This is a genomic window from Desulfurivibrio modestus, from assembly GCF_044068625.1.
Lineage (GTDB): Bacteria > Desulfobacterota > Desulfobulbia > Desulfobulbales > Desulfurivibrionaceae > Desulfurivibrio.
On record NZ_JBIPKH010000001.1, the window covers coordinates 213087 to 232739 of the forward strand.

A 19653-nucleotide genomic window follows, 5' to 3' on the forward strand; every position below is an offset into this window, starting at 1 on the left:
GAAAAAATCCGGCCGCACACCAATAAAAAAAGTAATTTCCTTACCCTTTGGTTTTTTCAGTAAGGGCTGCTATCATAGGCCTTTAATTTATGACAGTACCGTTTTTTTCAACCAAGCAGGGAAAGAAACCATGGCCGGAGATGAAGCAACCCCTAAAGGCAGCAGTAATCAAGGCAAAATCTTGCTCCTGGGCTCCAAGGTGCGGATCACCAACATGCCGGTCAAGGAGGTCAGCCTGTTGCAGGAGGGCAGCCTGCCGGCCTACGGCTACAACCCCGGCGACCAGATCGAACTGCTGGCCGGCGCGGTGGGCATCGAACATGGCCGCCTGGAGCAGACCCACACCTGGCTGACCGCTTTCCTGGGGGACGCCGCGCCGACCCCGGAGATTGACTCCTTCACTTACGGGGAGCAGAAGGAGATCTACCAGATTTTCCGTAACCGCCTGGCCACCCCCGGCAGCAAAGCGGAAAAAGGCTGGTTCATGTTCCAGCAGTTCCTGCCTCCGGAGGGCCGACGCGCCAGCACCCACGATCTGGAGATCACCGCTGCCAACCGGGGGATTATGGGCGGTAACCGGGGGATCATGGTGGTGGACGACTCCGGCCACCCCCCCGCCGCCAGCGCCGAGCTGGCCGCGATCAACCCCGGCGCCTGGGTGATCGCCCTGGGGATCGGCGTGGCCCACTGGCGGGAATGGGCCCAGCGCTTCGGGGAAAAATTCTGCCTCTTCTGCCGGCTCTCCGACCTGGAAACCACCCGGATGGAGATGGACAGCTCGGTGATCTGGGAAACCATCGTGGCCATGGCCCTGCGGGCCCTGCGCACCTCGGAGGTGGGTCTGTGGGAAAACGATCGTTTTCTCTGCCATATCGTGGTGGAGATGTACCCCCATGGGGTGATGTACGTGGGGCCGGAAGGGGGCTTTTTCCGCCACCGGCGGGGTTGCCTGCCCGAGAAAAGCTCCCCCCGCCACAAGGGTTCGGCCCCCTGCTACGACACCCTGGCCACCTCGCTGCTGGCCGGTGACTGGCTGCAGTGCGGCGCCCCGCTGTTCTCCCGCAACGCCTTCTTCGACTACTCCACCCGGCTGCTGAAAAACTGGCGGCAACTGCACGAGGGCGGTTACGCCTTCGACCAGGCCCTGCGCCTGCCGGAGCTGGATTTCGCCTCGGTCTTCCCCGATGGTCGACCCTGCTCCTATCTGGAGCGGGAGGAAGACCCCTGCTTCATCGAGCTGCCGCCCCTGACCCCCGAGTTCGAGGGGGTGCTGGAGCTGGTCTCCTGTCAGCAGTGGCACGAGAACAAAAAGGAGGCGATCCGCGGCTTCTTTCCCTGGCCCGCCAGCCCCTTTGTCCGCCAGCGGATGGGACCCATGGCCGGCGATTGCATCGGGGTGATCGCCGAAGTACTCCACTATCTGAAAAACGAGGTAAGCTGGAAAAAGGGGTTTGAGGAGCTGCGGATGTTCCATGTCGGCCATCTCCGCACCACCGACCCGGCCGAGATCGAACCGGTGGTAACCCTGCAGAACGTGATGGACTCCTACGTTTCCCGCGAGCAGGTACAACGACCGCTCTGCGTGGGGGTTTTCGGCCCGCCGGGCTCGGGCAAATCCTTCGCGGTCAAGGAGGTGGCCCGGGTTATCGGTCGCCGTTTCGATATCAGCCCCTTTGATTTCTTTGAATTCAACCTGACCCAGTTCGACGGGCCGGCCGAGATCAACAGCGCCATCGACGCCATCCGGGCCTCGGTGGCCAAGGGCAAGGTACCCATCGTCTTCTGGGATGAGTTCGACTGCCGCTACGACCGCCATGAGTTCGGCTATCTGCGCTATTTTCTCCCCGCCATGCAGGACGGCATCACCTATGTCCACGGGGTGCCTTACAACATCGGCCGCTCCATCTTCGTCTTTGCCGGCGGGGTCAAGGCCAGCTACGACGGCATGGCCGCCCTGCTTAATCCCGCCCAACCGGAGACCCTGCAACTGGCCCGCACCCTTAAAATTCCCGATTTCCTCAGCCGGTTGCGGGTGGTGCTGGATATCGACGATATCGTCATCCCCCCCGAACTGCTCTGCGGCAAGGCCGGCCCCCAGGAGCTGGCCCGGCTGCGGCGGATCCTGATCAAAAGAGCCTTCATCATCGCCCACCAGATGGACACCCACTGGAAAAAGGCGGCTCGCAAAACCTCCGGCCTGCTGCTGCGGCTGCTGCTGGCCGAATACAAGTTCGGCGCTCGCTCCATCGAGGCGGTTATCGAGGCCTCCGGGGCTTCCGATCGTCTGGTTTACGGGCTGCCGGAACTGATCGCTCCTTCCGCCGCCCGGGTCCATGCCTCCTGGCAGACGGAACTGGAGCGGTTGGTGGATCTGGCCCGCAAGCAGCAGGGTCTGCGTGAGGTCTGGTGAACGCTCGGGAAAAACTTGACAATAAGTGGCTGCCTAAATTATTTTAGTGGTTCCGAAAACAGTTCATCGAGGAACTACAATCATGCCCAAAAGCGGAAAACGTCTCAGTGCCAGCCTGGAAGATTACCTGGAGACCATCCACCATATCGTGGCCGAGAAGCAGGTGGCGCGGGCCAAGGAGATCGCCACCCGGCTCAAGGTGAGCCGTTCGTCGGTGACCGAGGCCTTTCGCTCCCTCTCCCAGAAAGGGTTGATCAACTACGCCCCCTACGAGGTGATCACCCTGACCCCCGCCGGGGAGAAGGCCGCCCGGGATGTTATTCAACGCCACCAGGCGTTGAAGGACTTCTTCCTGCGGGTCCTGGCGGTGGATGAGGAGCTGGCGGAAGAGGGGGCCTGCCAGATCGAGCATACCGCCCCCCGGGAGATCATTGATCGCCTGAGCCTGCTGATGAATTTTGTCGATGAGTGCCCCCGGGGTGGGGCCGACTGGATCAAAAGCTTCAGCCGTTACTGCCGGGGGGGCAAAACCCCGGAAAAATGCCAGGAATGTATCACTCTTTGCCTGGACAAATAATGACAAGCCCGGGCGGTCACCCCATGGGGCCGACCGTTGAGCGCCGCAATCCGCAAGTAACAACCGAAAGGGAAAGAAGAGGGTAAAAAATGGAAGGATCTTTTCGCGAGGGCTGGTTCAAGCACCCCACTCTGGGCTTGATTCGCATTTTCATCAAGGGCCCGGACTGGGTCTACGTCTGCTACACCAGTAATGGCGAGAAGGCCCTTTCCAAGGAAAGGCCGCTGGACAGCTGGACCTGGGCTTTAAGCGAACCCAGCGGCGCCACCCACTGAACTGACCCCACCACCGCCCAACGGGGGATGGACACCCCATCCCCCGGCTTTTTTTTAGCTCAACCCCGCCAAGGCTTTGGCCAGTCTTTGCATCCCCGCCTCCAGGATCTCCATCGAAGTGGCAAAAGAGAAACGGATAAACTGGTCGGCCCCAAAGGCCGCCCCCGGCACCGTGGCCAGCAGGGCCTCCTCCAGCAGATAATCGGCCAGGCTCACCGAATCATTGATCACCTTGCCGCTGCTGCTCTTTTTGCCGAAATAGGCCGAAACGTTGGGAAAGACGTAGAAGGCTCCCCGGGGACGCACGCAGCTCACCCCCGGGATGGCGGTCAAGGCGCCGATGATGAAATCCAGCCGGGGCAAAAAGGCATCGCGCATCGCCCGGGGAAAATCCTGGGGGCCGGTGAGGGCCGCCAGGGCCGCCTTCTGGGCCACCGAGGAGGGGTTGGAGGTGGCCTGACTCTGAATCTTGTTCATCGCCGCGATGATATGCTTGGGGCCGGCGGTGTAGCCGATCCGCCAGCCGGTCATGGCAAACGACTTGGAGACCCCGTTGAGGATCAGGGTCCGCTGGGCCAGTCGGGGGTCCACATCCAGGATGTGGGGCAACTTCCCTCCCCCATAAACGATGGTGTCGTAGATATCATCGGAGATCACCACCCAGCCCCGCTCCAGGGCCAGCTCTCCGATGGCCGCCAGGGCCCTGGCGGAAAGCACCGAGCCGGTGGGGTTGGAGGGGCTGTTGAGAATAATGCCCCGGGTCTTGGCGGTGGCGTAGCGGGCCAGCACCGCCGGGTCCAGGTCGAAATCGCTCTTTTCATCCAGGGGCACGATCACCGGGGTGGCGCCGGCCAGCTGAATAATCGGCGGATAACTGACCCAGTAGGGGGCCGGCACCAGCACTTCGTCGCCGGGGCCGAACAGGGCCTGGGCCATGTTGTAGAGCCCATGCTTGCCGCCGCAGCTGACCTGGATCTGGTCGGGTTGATAGTGCCAGCCATGATCGGCGACCATCCGATCGCAAACCGCTTGGCGCAGGGGTAGAATGCCGGGAACCGGGGTGTAACGGGTGAAGCCCTGATCAATGGCCTCCTTGCCAGCCTCCCGCACATGGGCCGGAGTGTCGAAATCCGGCTCTCCGACGCTGAAGTTCAACACATCGGCGCCCTCGGCTTTCAACGCCTTGGCCTTGGCATCCACCGCCAGGGTGGGCGAAGCCTTGATCTCTTTCACCCGGGCCGCCAGTTCAACGGGAGCATCCATAATCGTCATTACCTCCAGTGGGTTAGCTGATATAGTTAAAATTCAGTAGTAAACCTGCCACAGGGTCAAACCGCAGGCCGGGGCAGTGGGGCCGGCCAGGGCGCGATCACCACCGGCCAGCAGTTCGCCGAGGGATTCCGGGCGCCGTCGGCCCCGGCCCACCTCAATCAGGGTTCCGGCAATGTTGCGCACCATATGGCGCAAAAATCCGTCACCGGCCACCAGCAGGCGATAGCTCTCCCCTCCCGCCCGACGCTGCTCAACCATGGGGCCCCATCCCCTTTCATCCCGCTCCAGAGTCAAACGGCTCAAGCAACGCACCGCGCCCCGCCCCCGCTCGGCCTCCCCAGGGCCAGCCAAGGTGCGAGAACCGGTGGCCTCGAAGGCGGAAAAATCATGTTCCCCGATAAGTAGGGGCAGGGCCTTCCGCGCCGCCTCCAGATCAAAGGCGCCGGGGAAATGGGCGCAATAGAGGCGCCGACTGGGGGGCATGACCACGGCGGTGGTAAAAAAATAGAGATAGGCCTTGCCCCGGGCGCTGAACCGGGCGTGAAAACCGCTCTCGACCTCCTCGGCCGCCAGGATGCGAATATCGGGGGGCAACATACTGTTCAGGCCCCGCCGGTAGGCGTCCAAGGGTAAGCTCCGTTGGGGCTGAAAATTGGCCACCATCCCCAGGGCATGGACCCCGGCGTCGGTCCGGCCGGCCCCATGGACCACCACCCGCTGCCCCAGCATCCGCCCCAGGGCCGCCTCCAGCGACTCCTGGATGGTGGGACGATGGCGCTGACGCTGCCAGCCGTCATAGGCGGTGCCGTCGTAGGCGATGGTCAGCTTGACGTTGGCGGCCATGGAAGCCCTTAAGGAAACAGCGGCACCAGATGCAAACCCTGCTCTTCGGGGAAACCGCAAAGCAGGTTGAGATTCTGAACCGCCTGGCCGGCCGCGCCCTTGACCAGATTATCGATGGCCGAGAGCAGGATCACCCGGCCGGTCCGGCTGTCCAGCCGCAGGGCCAGATCACAGAAGTTGCTGCCCCGTACATACTGGGTGGCCGGCAACTGCCCGTCGGGCAACACCCGCACAAACGGTTCCCCGGCATAAAAATCGGTCAGCAGCCTGGTAAGACCGGCCTGGTCGATTTCAGCGGTCAGCTGGGCGTAGATGGTGCTGAGCATTCCCCGGGACATCGGCACCAGATGGGGGGTAAAACTGACCGCCAAAGAGCGGCCACAGAGCTGGCCCAGCTCCTGTTCGATTTCGGGGGTATGGCGATGCTCGGCCACCTTGTAGGCCCGAAAACCGTCGGTCACCTCGCAGTAGAGGGTACCCACCGCGGCGGCTCGCCCCGCCCCGGAAGTACCGCTTTTGGCGTCGATAACCAGGGTATCGGGATCGATGCATCCCGCCTTGAGCAGGGGGGCCAACGCCAGCAGAACACTGGTGGGATAGCAGCCGGGATTGGCAACCAGCCGGGTCTTGGCAATGGCCTCCCGATGCAACTCCGGCAAGCCGTAGACCGCTTCGGCCAGCAACTCCGGGGCCGAATGGGCCTGGTACCACTGTTCGTAAACCTGCTGCTGGTGAAGACGAAAATCGGCCGAAAGATCGATCACCTTGGCCCCGGTGGCCAGCAGGCCCGGGACCACCGCCATGGCGGTCTGATGGGGTACGGCGGTGAAAAAAAGATCGGCCCGGCCGGCGGGATCAAGACCGGTTGGGTCCTCGCAGACCAGATCGGTTTTCCCCGCCAGATGGGGAAAAACCTGGGCCAGGGCCTTGCCGGCGTACTGGCGGGAGGTGGCCAGAGTGAGTTCAACCTGGGGATGGTTGACCAGCAGGCGCACCAATTCGGCCCCGGTATAGCCGGAAGCCCCGATAATTCCAACCCTTATCATTAACAATTCCCCCTTCTCTTCTCAAAATAGCCCGGGGACGACCCGCCCGGGAGGTACAACGCAAAAAAGGGAAGGAGCTCTTGGCGAGCGCCTTCCCTTTTGCCGTCGTGCATAGGCTGACGATTCCGAGGCCGAAAAGGCGGCCCCGCCTCCCTTTTAACGCTTGGAGAACTGGAATCTGGCCCGCGCCCCGCGCTGGCCATACTTTTTCCGCTCCTTGCTCCGGGGATCACGGGTCAGCAGGCCGGCCCGCTTCAGGGTGGTGCGCAACTCGGGATCAGCCTCGGTCAGGGCCCGGGAGATCCCATGGCGCAGGGCCTCGGCCTGAGCGTTCTTGCCGCCGCCGCGCAGGGTGGCCATGACATCGAACTTAACCTTGGTCTCGGTGATCACCAGCGGTTTTTCCACCACCGCCCGCGAATATTCGCCGCCATCGAAATAATCTTCCAACGCCCGCTTGTTGACCAGAATCTGGCCGCTGCCCGGCTTCAACCAGACCCGCGCGATTGCCGTCTTGCGCTTGCCGGTGGCGTAAATGCTGTTATCTGCCATGATCTCTCAAACTCCTGAATGGGGTTGGACTACAACTTGAGGGCTTCCGGTTGCTGGGCCGCGTGGGGATGTTCGGAACCGGAGTATACCTTGAGTTTTTTCAACTGTTTGCGGCCCAGGGAATTCTTCGGCAGCATCCCCTTCACCGCCCGGATGATGAGCTCCTCCGGCTTGCTCTCCCGCAACTCGGAAGCGGTTTCCTGCTTCAGTCCGCCCATGTGGCCGGTGTGACGATAGTAAACCTTGTCGTCCCACTTGTTGCCGGTGAGCTTCACCTTGCCGGCATTGAGCACGACGACAAAGTCGCCGGTGTCCATGAAGGTACTGTAGATGGGCTTGTGCTTGCCGCGCAAGCGGGTGGCAATCTCCGAGGCCAGACGACCCAGGATCAGCTCCTCGGCATCAACCACGTACCACTTGCGATCAATGTCATTGACCGGCACCAGATGGGTTTTCATGTGCTTCCCCTAAAAAAAATATTGGAGCGGGAAACGAGATTCGAACTCGCGACTTCAACCTTGGCAAGGTTGCACTCTACCACTGAGTTATTCCCGCTCAACGGCTGCGTTTAAAGGGCGACTATATACCAGTGGGGCGGCCCCTTGTCAACATAAAAACCGGCTAAAACTTACCTCTCCCCCACCATTTTTTCACCACCCAAAGCCCGGGGGCCAGCTTAAGCTCTTGCCTTTACGGCCGGGTCACGGTTAAACTGCCCACCGGCTCCACAACCGATCAGCTCAACCGGGAGGAAAACTGCGAACATGAGCCCCAAAACCCGTCGCGGCGAAATCCAGCGCCGCACCAAAGAAACCGATATCAAACTTGCCCTGTCCCTGGACGGGCAGGGAAAAACCTCCATCAACACCGGGGTCGGCTTCATGGATCACATGCTGACCCTGCTGGCGGTACACGGCTTTTTTGACCTGGAGATCTCCGCCAGCGGCGATACTGAAGTTGACGACCATCACACCGTCGAAGATCTGGGGATCGCTTTGGGCCAGGCCTTGAGCCAATCCCTGGGCGACCTGGCCGGGATCGCCCGCTACGGCGCGGCGGCGGTCCCCATGGATGAAGCCCTGGTCCGGGTCACCCTGGACTGCTCCAACCGCCCCTTTCTCCATTACGGAATCACGGTGCCCGACGCCAAGGTGGGCAGCTTCGACACCGCCCTGGCCAAGGAGTTCCTGCGCGCCTTTTCCCTCCATGGCGGCCTCACCCTGCATCTGGAGATGGCCCACGGCGAGAACAGTCACCATATCCTGGAGGCGGCCTTCAAAGCCTTGGGCCGGGCCCTGGACCAGGCCACCCGCCCCGAGCAGCGCTTGCGGGGAGCGCTCTCCTCCAAGGGCAGCCTCTAACCATCAATTACAATGGGCGTTCCCAGCGAACCTGCCGTTAACTCGACGCCGGCAAACGACCCTGGCGTGATCCCCCCGGAGATCAACCGCCTGATCGGCCGGGCCATGCACAAGTACCGGATGCTGGCCGACGGCGACCAGGTGATGATCGCCGTTTCCGGCGGCATTGACAGCCTGGTGCTCTGCCGCCTGCTGGATCTCTGGCGGCGCAAGGCCCCGATCCACTACGAGCTGCTGGCAGTCCATCTGGACATGGGGTTTGCCGGCTACCGCCCCCGGGCTGAGCTGTACGGCAAGCAGGGCCCGGGCCTTCCCCCCGCCGAGCCCCTGCCCGGCACCTCTACCGCGGTGCGGGTTCAACTCGAAAAACTGGGCCTGCCTTACTATATTGAAGAAACCCCCTTCGGCCCCGAGGCCATGGAAGCCGAGGCGGGAAAAAACGGCTGCTACCACTGCTCCGCCCGCCGCCGCAGCCGCCTTTTTGAACTGGCCCGGGAGCAAGGGTGCAACAAGCTGGCTTTGGGTCACCACCAGGAAGATATCATCGAAACCTTTCTCCTCAACCTGCTCTACGGCGGCAACCTCAGCACCATGGTCCCCCACCAGCGCCTCTTTGCCGGCCGCCTGCGAATGATCCGCCCCCTGGCCCTGCTGGACAAAGCGATGGTCCGGCGACTTGGGCAACTGTTTGCCGTGGAGCCGGTGGCCAACCCCTGCCCGCTCACCGACAACTCCAAACGCCACGAAATGCGCGACCTGCTGGCCACCATCACCGGCAACGACCCCCGCCGCCGGGCCAGCATCTTCGCGGCCCTGGGCAACGTCCGGACCGACTACCTGCTCTAGCTCCTCATTCCTTGGCCCGGGGCAGAAAGGAGCTCCTCCTCATGGTTGGTCAGCGATAATTTTTTGCCGGGTCCGGAGTAACTCCTGCCGCCAGATTCCGTCCAATTCCAGGGCCTGCCGGATCACCACCAGGGCCTCCTGCCTTTGCCCGGCCGCGGCCAGGGCCAGAGCCAGGTTGTTCAACACCGCTCCGTTGGCGGGCTGAAGCAGGAGCGCCTGGCGGAAAGCCCTTTGCGCTAGCTCGTAGTCCGCCAGCGCGTACCGGGCATTGCCCAATCCGACCCGGGCGCCAAAACTGCCGGGCCAGCGCTCCAGGGCCGCCTGGTAGGCTAAAAGCGCGGCCGACCATTGCCCGGCCTGCTCCAGACCCGCCGCCGCCGCCAAAAAGGGGGTTTCCCCGGCCGTGGCCGGCAAGCGGTCCGGCGGCAGCACCACCACTCCCCAATGGCCGCCGCGAGCCCAGGTCCGCTCAAAAAGCCGGGCCGAGATCTCCATGGCTTGCTGCCGGCCAGAGTGGAGAAAAATCCGGTTCCGCGCCAAATCATGTCCGATAACCACCGCGTAGTGCCAGCGGGGCAGCCGGGAGAACCCCAGATTCTGCAAAACCAGCACGGGATGGCCGGCGGCCAGTTCGGCGAACAGAGCTGCCGGCTGGTCCAGGGGGTAGACCAGATAACCGTGCCGGCGAGCCGCCGCCACCATGGCCGGCTGCAGACTCCCCTCCAGGGAAGGGGAATAAACCTGGTCGCTCAGGGCCGGCAGGGAGAGAGCCTCGTCGTTCCAGGCCAACAGCATGGCCAGGGCCGCCGGGCCACACTGATAATCTTCCTGGGCATAAAAGGGGGTGTCGAGGAGCAGCACCCGCTCCCGTGGGCTCCGATCAGCGAAAAACCCGGGCCCCAAAGCGCCACATCCAGCAAGGACCAGGACCCCAAACAGCAGCAGCAAGGGGATCGGTCGGCTCAGCTGGCCCATGGAATTCCCCGCAATAAAAACTGACAATAAACCATTTTCAGCCTCCAGTTCCAAAAAAACCGGGAGATCAGGGAAATTTCCCGAGTGTCCTGCCGCAGACTAGGCTAATATCCTTACTGTCCAACCTTGGATGGTGTGTCCATAGAAACCTGTATCCATCGGCAACCCGCAACAGATCGGCATGGCACCAAGAAAAAGAACCTTATTCAAGAAGTCGCGGCGGCCCCGCAGATCATCAAGAGTTATTACCTGGCAAAAACTGCTGGCCGCCACCGCCCTGGCAACCTTCCTGCTCGCCGCCCTTTACACCCAGCACCTGGACCGCCAGGTGCGCGCCCTCTTCGAGGGCAAGCGCTGGGAGATTCCCGCCCGGGTTTACGCCCGGCCCCTGGAACTGTACACCGGTCTGCCGTTAACCGCCACCAGTCTGACCAGAGAACTTGATCTGGCCGGCTACCGCCTGGACCGGCAGCTATCCTCCGCCGGCAGCTACTACCATCAGGCCGACGACGGCACCCTGCACCTGGTGACCCGGGCCTTTGATTTCGGGGACAGCCGGGAGCCCAGTCATCGATTGACCATCCGTTTCGCCAACCAGCGGGTGGCGGCCATGGAGGCCGGCGACGGCACCCCCCTGAGTCTGCTCCGTCTGGATCCCGCCCAGATCGGCAGCTTCCACCCCCTGCACCATGAAGACCGGGTCCTGGTCGGTCGCCAGGAGATCCCCCAGGCCCTGGTCCATGCCCTGCTGGCCATCGAGGACCGCAGATTTCACCGCCACTACGGCATCGACCCCCGGGGGATTATCCGCGCCCTGGCCGCCAATATCCGGGCCGGCTCCACGGTCCAGGGCGGCAGCACCCTCACCCAGCAGTTGATCAAAAACATGTACCTGACCCACGAGCGCACCCTGGGGCGCAAGGTCAACGAAGCGATCATGGCCCTGCTCCTGGAATACCACTACAACAAGGAGGAGATCCTCACCGCCTATGTCAACGAGGTTTTCCTCGGCCAGGACGGCCAGCGGGCTATCCATGGCTTCGGCCTGGCCAGCCAGTTCTATTTTCGCCGCCAGCTCAATGAACTTGACCTGCCGCAACTGGCCCTGCTGGTGGGACTGGTGCGGGGGCCCAGCTACTACGATCCCCGGCGTTTTCCCCAACGCAGCGTGCAACGGCGTGACCAGGTCCTGCAAGCCATGGCGACCGCCGGTTTCCTCTCTCCGGCTGAGACGGCAAGCGCCCAAGCCACGCCGCTGGAGCAGGATCTGCACGCCACCGGCGGCGACACCCCCTTCCCCGCCTTTGTCGGGCTGGTCCGCCGCCAGCTGCGGGAGAGCTACCGGGAACAGGATCTCACCGGCCAGGGCCTGAAAATCTTCACCACCCTTGACCCCCAGGTTCAGTGGCAGGTTGAGGAAACCATCAACACCGCCGTTGCCAGGCTGGAGCGGCAGACCGGCCAGCAGCGAATCCAGGCGGCGGTGGTGGTCAGCCGTTACGATTCGGGGGAGATCGAAGCCCTGGCCGGCAGCCGAATCGCCGGAGAGGCCGGGTTTAACCGGGCGGTGGACGCCCGCCGCCCCATCGGTTCCCTGATCAAACCCGCCGTCTATCTGAGCGCCCTGGAGCAGGGCTATACCCTGGCCACCCTCCTGGAGGATGTTAAAATCACCGTGGACAGCGGCGGCGGCAAACAGTGGCAGCCCCGCAACTTCGATCAACGGGAACACGGCCCGGTCCCTCTCTATGAAGCCCTGGCCAACAGCTACAACCTGGCCACCGTCCGTCTCGGCATGGATGTGGGCCTGGATCGGGTGATCAACACCCTTACCCGGCTGGGCCTGCAACAGGAGCCCCAACCCTACCCCTCCTTGCTGCTGGGAGCTCTCTCCATCTCGCCCCTGGAGGTGAGCCAACTCTACCAAACCCTGGCGGCCGGTGGTTTTTACAGCCCCCAGCGGGTGATTCAGCGGGTAATCGCGGCCGACAACCAACCCCTGGAACGTTTCCCCATCACCGTTGAACAGCGACTGGCGCCCGAGCACGCCTTTCTGCTCAACACCGCCTTACAGAAAGTGGTCAGTGACGGGACCGGCCGGCCGCTCTCCCGCTATCTGCCCGGCTCCCTGGCGGTGGCCGGCAAGACCGGCACTTCCGACGGCCTGCGCGACAGCTGGTTCGCCGGATTTACCGGCGACCGGCTGGTGGTGGTCTGGCTTGGCCTGGACGACAACCAACCCCTGGGCCTGACCGGTTCCACCGGCGCCCTGCCGGTCTGGGGAGAGCTGATGCGGGCCCTGGAGAGCAACCCCCTGGTGCTGACCAAGCCGGCCGCCGTCGAATGGGCCTGGTTCAACCCCCAGCGCCAGGGCCGGGCGCGGGCCCGAACTCCCGGAGCGGTTCAGCTGCCCTTTCTCAGCGGCACCATTCCGGCCCCCCCGGAAGAGACGCCCCTGGTCCGGGAAGAGCGCGAGGGCGGCAGCTGGCTGGGACGAATTGTTGATCGGGTTTTCCAAAGGGATAAAGAGGGGGAGAGATAAAAATGCCCAACTTCTTTGCCGGCCGCCGCCTCCTCTGGAGCTGCCTGCTGCTGATTTTGCTTTTGCCTGGCTGCGCCCTGCTGGAACTGAAACCGACCAGGCCACCGGAACCGGAAGCGATACCGATCTCCCCCCAGGCCGCCCCCCTGTTGGCCAGCGCCCGCCAGGCCCTGGACCGCCAGGAGCCGGCGGCGGCCGAGGGTTACCTGGAGCGGGCCATCCGCCTGGAACCCCGTAACCCCCTGCTGTGGCACACCCTGGCCCAAACCAAATACCAGCAGGGTGACTACGCCCAGACGATTCAACTGGGGTTGCGCTCCAATGCCCTGCTGCCCCAATCCGCCCCCCTGGCCCGGGAAAATCTGCGGCTGATGGCCGCGGCCCATCGCAGGCTGGGCCAGGAGGATAAGGCCCGCCAACTGGATGAGCAACTGAGGTGAACCATGCCCGCCCATGAAGAGAAGATCGCCGAACACCGGATTGCCGCCAAACCGTTCTATCTCCCCCAGGGAGATGAGGTGGAGATCGCCAAAACCGCCCATGCCAACCAGCTGCCCCTGTTGCTCAAGGGTCCCACCGGCTGCGGCAAGACCCGCTTCATGGAGTTTCTGGCCTGGGAGCTTAACCTCCCCCTGGTCACCGTCTCCTGCCACGACGATCTCTCCACCAGCGACCTGGTGGGCCGCTATCTGATCAAGGGGGGAGAGGCGGTCTGGGTTGACGGCCCCCTGACTCTGGCGGTAAGGGCCGGGGCGATCTGCTATCTGGATGAGATTGTCGAGGCCCGCAAGGACACCACCGTGGTGATCCACCCGCTGGCCGATGATCGCCGGGACCTGCCCATCGAGAAAAAGGGGGAACTGCTGACCGCCCCACCCGATTTCATGCTGGCCATCTCCTACAATCCCGGCTACCAGAGCGTACTCAAGGATCTCAAGCAATCCACCCGCCAGCGTTTTGTCGCCCTGGAGTTTGATTATCCCCAAGCCGAACTGGAGGCCGAGATCGTCGGCCGGGAGTCGGGGGTTGACCAGGCCACCGCCCGGGCCCTGGTCAGGGTGGCCGCCATGACCCGCGCCCTCAAGGACTCGGGCCTGCCCGAGGGGGCCAGCACCCGGCTGCTGATCCATGCCGGCAAGCTGACCCGCAGCGGCATTGCCATCCGCACCGCCTGCCGGGTGGCGATCACCGGCCCCCTCAGCGATGAACCGGAGCTGCTGGCGGCCCTCGACGAAATCGTCAGCTCCGTCTTTTAGATGGGCCCCTCGGAATTGACCGCCCGGCTGGCCGCCCTGATCGAGGTGGACGCCCTCAACTACTGGGAGATTGAGGATTACGTCGAGCAGTTGGCCACCCAGCCCCCCGAAGTGCAGGAGGAGGTGCTGCGCCAGGTGGGGGTGATCTGGCCGGTCAGCCAGGCCCTCTGTCTCGATTTTCTCGATCAGGTCCAACGGGGCTTGAGCTGCCTGCCCCATTCCCGGCTGGGAGAGTGGGTCAACGCCACCCTGGACGTGTACGAAAAGGATGGCCTCAAGCAGGCCCAACGGTTTCTGGCCGAGGTGGAGAGCAACTTCCTCTGCCAGATCCGCGGGGAGAACGGCGTCAGTCTGGCCCAGGCCGGGGGACGCCTGCTCCCCTATCTGCGCGGCTTGGCCGGCCGGGCCTTGGATCTGGCCACCGCGCCCATCACCTACACCGACTCCCAAACCATCTTCCTGCCTCCGGAGATCACCCTGTTCAAAGAGCAGCGGGAGAACTTCCTGACCTACAAGCTGCTGGCCTCCTGGCAGTGGGGCCTGCTGGCCGCCGGCACCTTCAGCGCCCACCTTAGCCCCGAACAGACTTTAATCCAGGAACTTATGGCCCGCCATGGCCGCCGGTTCTCCAGCGAGCAGCCCTTCCCCGCCAATTTCTACCACCTGTTCCCCGACCCGGAACTGGCCGGCGATCTTTTTCTGCTGGTGGAAACCGTGCGGATCACCAGCCTGCTGCGCCGCGAGTTGCCCGGCCTGATGCGTGACAGCGCCCCGGTTTTGGCCGAGCTCCGGCGACAAAGGCCGACCTTGAGCGGTTTAGAGGGCAAAGCCCGGCTGCTGGAGGCCCTCAACCACTGGGTCCTGACCGCCGCCCTTCCCGAAAGTGAAGCGGAGACCTCCGCCAAGTTCTACACCCAAGCCGTGGAACTGCTGCTCCCGCTGGCCGATGCCGGCAAAACGGTGGCTGAGTCACTGGGGCTCACCGCCCAGCTCTACCGGTTGTTTGAGCAATTGCCCGGCGAGTACCGCCCGGAACACCCTCCCCTCCTCGGTGGCCGCCTGCAGCCGTGGGCGGTGGCGGCCGTCCGCCTGCATCGCCGGGAAGAGAGCCGGCAGCAGTTTATCAAGGCCCTGGGGGCCATGCTGGCCTTGGAAACCGGGGAACATCCCCCCCCGGAGCAACACGCCGCCCGGCGGCAAAAACCCACCGCCTTGCCCGACGACGCCGCCGCGGCCCTGCTGCCGCTCTCCGCCAAAGGGGACGAGGGAGAACAGCCCCTGAGCCCACCCCAAGCCGAAGAGCCCGAATATATCACCATCGGGGGCCGGGAAATCAAAATCCCCGAATCGCTGCGGGAGCTGGCCAGCGAGATCCGACAGGATCTGGGCCGGCTTCCCAACCGCTACATCAGCGCCGCCCTGGATCAAGCCGGCCGGAACGCGGTGGGTGGCCCCGGCCCGGACCCCGAGGAGGGTCCCGAGGCCACGGGGCCACTGCTCTACGACGAGTGGGACTACCGCCGGGGAGGTTTCCGCAAAAACTGGTGTACCCTGCTGGAAAAGCAGTTGCTGCCGGTAAGCTCGCCCTTTGTGGAGAATACCCTGGAGAAATACCAGGGCCAACTGCGGCTGCTCAAACGGCAGTTCGAAATGATGCGGTTGCAACAGCGATTTGTCCGTCGGCAAAAGGAGGGGGATGAGATCGATCTCGACGCGGCCACCGAGGCCCTGCTCGATATCCGGGCCGGTTACCCGGCTTCGGAAAACCTGTTTGTCCGCCTGAACCGGGATGAGCGCAACATCGCCGCCATCTTCCTGGTGGACATGTCCTACTCCACCGAGGGCTGGGTCGGCACCGCCCTGAAAGAGGCCCTGGTGCTGATGTGTGAATCCCTGCAGGTGCTGGGGGATCGCTATGCCATCTACGGCTTTTCCGGAATGCGGCGCACCCGGGCCGAACTGTACCAGATCAAGCACCTGGAGGAGCGCTACGACCGGGAGGTCAAGGGCCGGATCAGCGCCATCATCCCCAAGGATTACACCCGGATGGGCCCGCCGATCCGGCATGTCAGCCGGATTCTGGCGGCCAGCGAGGCCAAAATCCGGCTGTTGATCACCCTTTCCGACGGCAAGCCGGAGGATTACGACGACTACAAAGGGGAGTACGCCATCGAGGACACCCGTCACGCCCTGATCGAGGCCAAGGCCGCCGGCATCCACCCCTTCTGCATCACCATCGACCGGGAAGCCCAGGAGTATATCCCCCACATGTACGGGGCGGTGAACTACATCTTCATCAACGACGTCAAACGGCTGCCGCTGCGGATGCCGGAGATCTACCGATCCCTGACCACTTAATCCTCCGAAGATCTTGCCCGGCCGCCGCGACCCTGGCCGAATGATGCCATGGCGAACTCCACCCGCTGAGCCACGGTGGCATGCCTACTCCTTAAATTCTCCAATTGCCGCAAGCGCGACAACAAACCATGGTCGCTGGCCATCTGAATGGCAAGACCGGGACGAGCGTTAAGTTCCAGGACCAGCGGTCCCCGCCGCCGATCCAGCACGATATCCGCGCCAAGATAGCCCAGGTTGGTCATCGCATGACAGCGGGCGGCCAGGGTCAGGATCTCGGGCCAATCGGGAATCTTAAGCCTGGAGAAGTCGGCACCGGTATCGGGATGCACCTTGAGGGGCAATGAGTGCTGGACCGCCAGCAGACAGCGTCCGGTGGCGATATCCAGCCCCACCCCCACCGCCCCCTGGTGGAGATTGGCCTTGCCATCGGACTCATGGGTGGCCAGACGCAGCATGGCCATAACCGGATACCCCCGGAAGACAATGACCCTAATATCGGGAATCCCTTCATGGGAAAAACCGGCGAACCTCTGATCCAGTTCGATCAGCTCTTCGACAATGGCCACATCGGGGGTCCCGGCCAGGGAATAGAGCCCGGCCAGGATATTGGAGATATGGCGTTTGATATCCTCCAGGTCCAGACGGCGCCCCGAAGTTTTGACATAAACGCCGTTTTCCTGCCCCTGGATCACCAGAATCCCCCGGCCGCCGGAACCCTTGGCCGGCTTAACGGCAAACCCGGTTAAGGGGCGCAACATCTCCCCGATCCTTTTGACCCGAAACTGCTCCCGCAGGGCAAAATGGAGCTTGGGAACCGGAATCCCTTCCCTTTCAGCCAGGACCTTGGTCTTGAGCTTGTCATCCACCAGGGGGTAAAGCCGACGCGGATTGTAGCGACCAATGAAATCCAGGTTGCGACAGTTCATCCCCAGAATGCCCAAACTTCGCAAGCGAGCTGGCCCGACCCACCACCTCATGGCGCATCCCGCCGAGCCAGGACCCTGAACCTGTGCAGCTCCAGGAGTTTATAGCCGGTGTAGTTGCCCATCAGCATAATCAGGGCCACGATGATCAGATTGATCTCGGGAAAGTAAAAGCTTAAGTGGGCCATCACCGGCCACCGCATCAGGAGATAGGCCAGGACCGCCACCAGCAGACTGCCGCCGCCCTGGACAAAAACCTCCCAGGGCCCCTCATCCTCCCAGAGGATCGACATCCGCTCGATGGTCCAGGCAATGATGATGATGGGGAAAAAGTTGACGGTCATCCCGGTGTTGAATCCCAGCCGATAGCCAAAAAGGCTGGAAAAGACGATGATAAAAATGACAATGATGACGATGGTGGCAATCCGGGCCACCAGCAACAGGTTCAAGCCCGAAAGATAGCCCCGCAGCAGCAAACCGAAAGCCACGATGGAGACAAAACTGATCAGGCCGGGCAGCAGAGTGGTCTGCAGAAAGGCCAGGGCGATGAGAATCGGCATAAAGGTGCCCGAGGTCTGCACCCCAACCATGATCCGCATGAAAACCAGGACCAGGGCGCCGGCCGGCAACAGCAGAAGCATCTTGAGCATGGCCTGCTCCTCCACCGGCAGGCTGTGGACCCCAAACAGGGCAAAGGGCGAATCGGCGGCGGTGATGCCGGCCAGTTGCGCCGCCGGCAGATTCTGGCTGAGCATGGCGAAACGAACGTGGGAGTTGTGGCCACCGCTGAGATCCAACAAGGATCGCCGATCCTGGTTCCAGAGCAGAAAATTTTCCGGCACCCCCTGGTGGGCTGTGCGGGGATCAAAGAGCAGCCAACGATCACCCACAAAGACCTCCAGTTTCGGGGTCAACTGCTGGTTACGCCGCCCATCCTCCAGATAAAGGCCATTGACGATCCTGGTGGGCAACTGGCTGTAGTTGAGCAGTTTTTCCAGCAACGGCACCAGGGGGGTGGCGGAGAGCAACAGGGCGGCGTTCTGCTCCGGCTCGGAGGCGGCCAACAGCTTGATCAGCTCGCGGGTCATGCTCGCGGGATTGCTGGAACGTTCTCGGGCGATGGCCAGCAGTTGCCGGGCCGCCACGATCTCCGCTTCCTCCCAGTGGACAGTGGTGGCTGCCGGGGCGACCACCTGCCCACCCCGGCTGGTGGCGGTCAGGGGTACGGGAACCAGCTGGATCTTGTAGTAGAGAGTCTGGGGGCCTTCTGCCTGACGAATCGACCACTCACCCCGCCGGTTCCCATTCTCTGTCAGAATGAAAAAACCATAGCCCGGGGAGGCCGTCTGTTCGCCCAGGAGATAAAAACCGGGGGGATCGTCGGGGATATCCAGATTTACGGTCACCGGTTCCCCCCGGGCCGTGAAGTCCACCCGAACCTCCACCAGCCAGACCGGGGCCTGGACTCCCGGCAACAGGGGCAACTGGGTCTGCAGGTGGCGCTGCCAGGCGATGGCACAACCGGCCACAACCAAAGCCAGGACGATAAGATAAAAAAAGAGACGCGACCTCAAGGAGTTGCCTCTACATCCGCTGGATCGGGAAAGCCGGTCGGCAACCGGGGCGGGGCGATATTGGTCCGACCCACGTCAACCACCATGATATCCAGCAGAATGTTGCGGCCGATCAGTACCGGATGTTCCAGGTGGCGGCGATCGGAAAGGGTGAATTCGGCGGTCTGGGTGTTTTCTCCCAGGGTCACCCCCAACTCCACCACCGGGCGCCGCTCGGCCTCTTCCGTCACCGCCTGGATAATGCGGGCATTACGCACAACCTTGCGCTCCAGCGTGACCCGGCTCTCATCCTCGGGGTTGCTCAGAGTGAACCGAACCCAGCCCTCGCCGTCCCGTTCAAAACGTTCAACCTCGTGGACATCCAGGGAGGAGGTGGTGGCTCCGGTATCGATCCGGGCGGAAAAAAGGACCCCCGGCGGGGAGAGAAAGACCTTCTCCACCGCCCCGACCAACTGCTTACCCCCGGGCGTCTGGAGCGAGGGCGGCAACATGATCGCCAGATCCTCCCGGTCGGCCCGTTCCTGGCCCCGGGTGTTGCGGATGAACTCTTGCCATTCCCGCTGTCGCTCCAGCATTTCAGCCTGCTGCCCGGCAACCCCGGCAAGTTGTACCGTCACTTCGTCGAGTTTTTCCGCAACTTCATGATGGGAATTCAGCAAGGCACCCAGGATCTCATCCTGGGTGGAACCCAGCGACTCCAGGCGCTGCTCTTGAGCCGTCGTCAACCGATCAAGCCGCTCAAGACTTTCCTTTTCGACCAGCAAAGCACCACAGCCGGCCAGCAGCAAGCTACCGGCCGTAAGCATGGCAAATACCTCCTTCAACACCACCAACTCCCTATTA

The 19653-nt window shown here is 63.0% G+C and carries 18 protein-coding genes and 1 tRNA gene; 9 read left to right on the forward strand and 10 right to left on the reverse strand.

Features of this window, described 5'->3' with window-relative positions; genetic code table 11:
- Positions 1–130: 130 nt before the first annotated feature.
- The 3 genes from ACHHRT_RS00995 (at position 131) to ACHHRT_RS01005 (ending at position 3262) form a co-directional block, all read left to right on the forward strand.
- Positions 131–2410: an AAA family ATPase gene (locus ACHHRT_RS00995; protein ID WP_395496798.1), complete on the forward strand. Its 2280-nt coding sequence runs from the start codon at positions 131–133 to the stop codon at positions 2408–2410.
- 82 nt (positions 2411–2492) lie between these two features.
- Positions 2493–2987 carry a metal-dependent transcriptional regulator gene (locus tag ACHHRT_RS01000; protein WP_395496799.1) on the forward strand — a complete coding sequence of 165 codons (495 nt, stop codon included), beginning with the start codon at positions 2493–2495 and terminating at the stop codon, positions 2985–2987.
- 89 nt (positions 2988–3076) lie between these two features.
- Positions 3077–3262 carry a hypothetical protein gene (locus tag ACHHRT_RS01005; RefSeq protein ID WP_395496800.1) on the forward strand — a complete coding sequence of 62 codons (186 nt, stop codon included), beginning with the start codon at positions 3077–3079 and terminating at the stop codon, positions 3260–3262.
- Positions 3263–3316: 54 nt separating this feature from the next.
- Here the strand turns inward: ACHHRT_RS01005 and ACHHRT_RS01010 are convergent, their stop codons facing one another.
- The 6 genes from ACHHRT_RS01010 to ACHHRT_RS01035 form a co-directional block, all read right to left on the reverse strand.
- Positions 3317–4525: a pyridoxal phosphate-dependent aminotransferase gene (locus ACHHRT_RS01010; protein ID WP_395497029.1), complete on the reverse strand. Its 1209-nt coding sequence runs from the start codon at positions 4523–4525 to the stop codon at positions 3317–3319.
- 42 nt (positions 4526–4567) lie between these two features.
- Positions 4568–5377 carry a tRNA pseudouridine(38-40) synthase TruA gene (truA, locus tag ACHHRT_RS01015; RefSeq protein ID WP_395496801.1) on the reverse strand — a complete coding sequence of 270 codons (810 nt, stop codon included), beginning with the start codon at positions 5375–5377 and terminating at the stop codon, positions 4568–4570.
- A gap of 8 nt (positions 5378–5385) precedes the next feature.
- Positions 5386–6423 (reverse strand): N-acetyl-gamma-glutamyl-phosphate reductase, encoded by a 1038-nt coding sequence (argC, locus tag ACHHRT_RS01020; protein WP_395496802.1) that lies wholly within the window; start codon positions 6421–6423, stop codon positions 5386–5388.
- A gap of 156 nt (positions 6424–6579) precedes the next feature.
- Positions 6580–6975, reverse strand: coding sequence for a 30S ribosomal protein S9 (rpsI, locus tag ACHHRT_RS01025; RefSeq protein ID WP_395496803.1), 396 nt, complete (start codon positions 6973–6975; stop codon positions 6580–6582).
- Between the two features lie 29 nt (positions 6976–7004).
- Positions 7005–7433 (reverse strand): 50S ribosomal protein L13, encoded by a 429-nt coding sequence (rplM, locus tag ACHHRT_RS01030; RefSeq protein ID WP_395496804.1) that lies wholly within the window; start codon positions 7431–7433, stop codon positions 7005–7007.
- A gap of 22 nt (positions 7434–7455) precedes the next feature.
- Positions 7456–7530: transfer RNA gene (locus ACHHRT_RS01035), tRNA-Gly, on the reverse strand.
- A 209-nt stretch (positions 7531–7739) separates the two neighbouring features.
- Here ACHHRT_RS01035 and hisB point away from each other — a divergent pair.
- Positions 7740–8336, forward strand: a complete 597-nt coding sequence (gene hisB, locus ACHHRT_RS01040) for an imidazoleglycerol-phosphate dehydratase HisB (protein WP_395496805.1) — start codon at positions 7740–7742, stop codon at positions 8334–8336.
- 66 nt (positions 8337–8402) lie between these two features.
- Positions 8403–9182: a tRNA lysidine(34) synthetase gene (locus tag ACHHRT_RS01045; protein WP_395496806.1), complete on the forward strand. Its 780-nt coding sequence runs from the start codon at positions 8403–8405 to the stop codon at positions 9180–9182.
- 39 nt (positions 9183–9221) lie between these two features.
- Here ACHHRT_RS01045 and ACHHRT_RS01050 read toward each other — a convergent pair whose 3' ends face one another.
- Complete coding sequence (locus ACHHRT_RS01050; protein ID WP_395496807.1) at positions 9222–10157, reverse strand: PA2778 family cysteine peptidase; 936 nt, start codon at positions 10155–10157, stop codon at positions 9222–9224.
- A gap of 181 nt (positions 10158–10338) precedes the next feature.
- Between ACHHRT_RS01050 and mrcB the strand changes: the two genes are divergently transcribed.
- From mrcB to ACHHRT_RS01070, 4 genes are read left to right on the forward strand one after another with little or no spacing between them, the layout of a single operon-like run.
- Positions 10339–12699, forward strand: a complete 2361-nt coding sequence (gene mrcB, locus ACHHRT_RS01055) for a penicillin-binding protein 1B (protein WP_395496808.1) — start codon at positions 10339–10341, stop codon at positions 12697–12699.
- Between the two features lie 2 nt (positions 12700–12701).
- The gene (locus ACHHRT_RS01060) at positions 12702–13139 is read left to right on the forward strand and encodes a tetratricopeptide repeat protein (RefSeq protein WP_395496809.1); all 438 of its coding nucleotides are present in this window, start codon (positions 12702–12704) and stop codon (positions 13137–13139) included.
- 3 nt (positions 13140–13142) lie between these two features.
- Positions 13143–13955 (forward strand): CbbQ/NirQ/NorQ/GpvN family protein, encoded by an 813-nt coding sequence (locus tag ACHHRT_RS01065; RefSeq protein ID WP_395496810.1) that lies wholly within the window; start codon positions 13143–13145, stop codon positions 13953–13955.
- Positions 13956–16313: a nitric oxide reductase activation protein NorD gene (locus tag ACHHRT_RS01070; RefSeq protein WP_395496811.1), complete on the forward strand. Its 2358-nt coding sequence runs from the start codon at positions 13956–13958 to the stop codon at positions 16311–16313. It abuts the gene before it with no gap.
- Here ACHHRT_RS01070 and ACHHRT_RS01075 read toward each other — a convergent pair.
- Genes ACHHRT_RS01075 through ACHHRT_RS01085 form a run of 3 tightly spaced genes read right to left on the reverse strand, consistent with a single transcriptional unit; the run spans position 16310 to position 19616 of the window.
- Positions 16310–17290, reverse strand: a complete 981-nt coding sequence (locus ACHHRT_RS01075) for an alpha-L-glutamate ligase-like protein (protein ID WP_395496812.1) — start codon at positions 17288–17290, stop codon at positions 16310–16312. The genes ACHHRT_RS01070 and ACHHRT_RS01075 overlap by 4 nt on opposite strands.
- Positions 17287–18810, reverse strand: a complete 1524-nt coding sequence (locus ACHHRT_RS01080) for an inactive transglutaminase family protein (RefSeq protein WP_395496813.1) — start codon at positions 18808–18810, stop codon at positions 17287–17289. The genes ACHHRT_RS01075 and ACHHRT_RS01080 overlap by 4 nt, the downstream gene beginning before the upstream one ends.
- The gene (locus ACHHRT_RS01085; protein WP_395496814.1) at positions 18807–19616 is read right to left on the reverse strand and encodes an ATP-dependent zinc protease family protein; all 810 of its coding nucleotides are present in this window, start codon (positions 19614–19616) and stop codon (positions 18807–18809) included. The genes ACHHRT_RS01080 and ACHHRT_RS01085 overlap by 4 nt, the downstream gene beginning before the upstream one ends.
- Positions 19617–19653 lie beyond the last annotated feature (37 nt).

Bases quoted from the DNA above. Each gene is read 5' to 3' on its own strand.
- ACHHRT_RS01005 (WP_395496800.1), top strand. From the start codon at position 3,077: ATGGAAGGATCTTTTCGCGAGGGCTGGTTCAAGCACCCCACTCTGGGC.
- ACHHRT_RS01000 (WP_395496799.1), top strand. From the start codon at position 2,493: ATGCCCAAAAGCGGAAAACGTCTCAGTGCCAGCCTGGAAGATTACCTG.
- hisB (WP_395496805.1), top strand. From the start codon at position 7,740: ATGAGCCCCAAAACCCGTCGCGGCGAAATCCAGCGCCGCACCAAAGAA.
- ACHHRT_RS00995 (WP_395496798.1), top strand. From the start codon at position 131: ATGGCCGGAGATGAAGCAACCCCTAAAGGCAGCAGTAATCAAGGCAAA.
- mrcB (WP_395496808.1), top strand. From the start codon at position 10,339: ATGGCACCAAGAAAAAGAACCTTATTCAAGAAGTCGCGGCGGCCCCGC.
- argC (WP_395496802.1), bottom strand. From the start codon at position 6,423: ATGATAAGGGTTGGAATTATCGGGGCTTCCGGCTATACCGGGGCCGAA.
- ACHHRT_RS01050 (WP_395496807.1), bottom strand. From the start codon at position 10,157: ATGGGCCAGCTGAGCCGACCGATCCCCTTGCTGCTGCTGTTTGGGGTC.
- ACHHRT_RS01085 (WP_395496814.1), bottom strand. From the start codon at position 19,616: ATGCTTACGGCCGGTAGCTTGCTGCTGGCCGGCTGTGGTGCTTTGCTG.
- ACHHRT_RS01075 (WP_395496812.1), bottom strand. From the start codon at position 17,290: ATGAGGTGGTGGGTCGGGCCAGCTCGCTTGCGAAGTTTGGGCATTCTG.
- ACHHRT_RS01060 (WP_395496809.1), top strand. From the start codon at position 12,702: ATGCCCAACTTCTTTGCCGGCCGCCGCCTCCTCTGGAGCTGCCTGCTG.
- ACHHRT_RS01070 (WP_395496811.1), top strand. From the start codon at position 13,956: ATGGGCCCCTCGGAATTGACCGCCCGGCTGGCCGCCCTGATCGAGGTG.
- rpsI (WP_395496803.1), bottom strand. From the start codon at position 6,975: ATGGCAGATAACAGCATTTACGCCACCGGCAAGCGCAAGACGGCAATC.
- truA (WP_395496801.1), bottom strand. From the start codon at position 5,377: ATGGCCGCCAACGTCAAGCTGACCATCGCCTACGACGGCACCGCCTAT.
- rplM (WP_395496804.1), bottom strand. From the start codon at position 7,433: ATGAAAACCCATCTGGTGCCGGTCAATGACATTGATCGCAAGTGGTAC.
- ACHHRT_RS01065 (WP_395496810.1), top strand. From the start codon at position 13,143: ATGCCCGCCCATGAAGAGAAGATCGCCGAACACCGGATTGCCGCCAAA.
- ACHHRT_RS01010 (WP_395497029.1), bottom strand. From the start codon at position 4,525: ATGGATGCTCCCGTTGAACTGGCGGCCCGGGTGAAAGAGATCAAGGCT.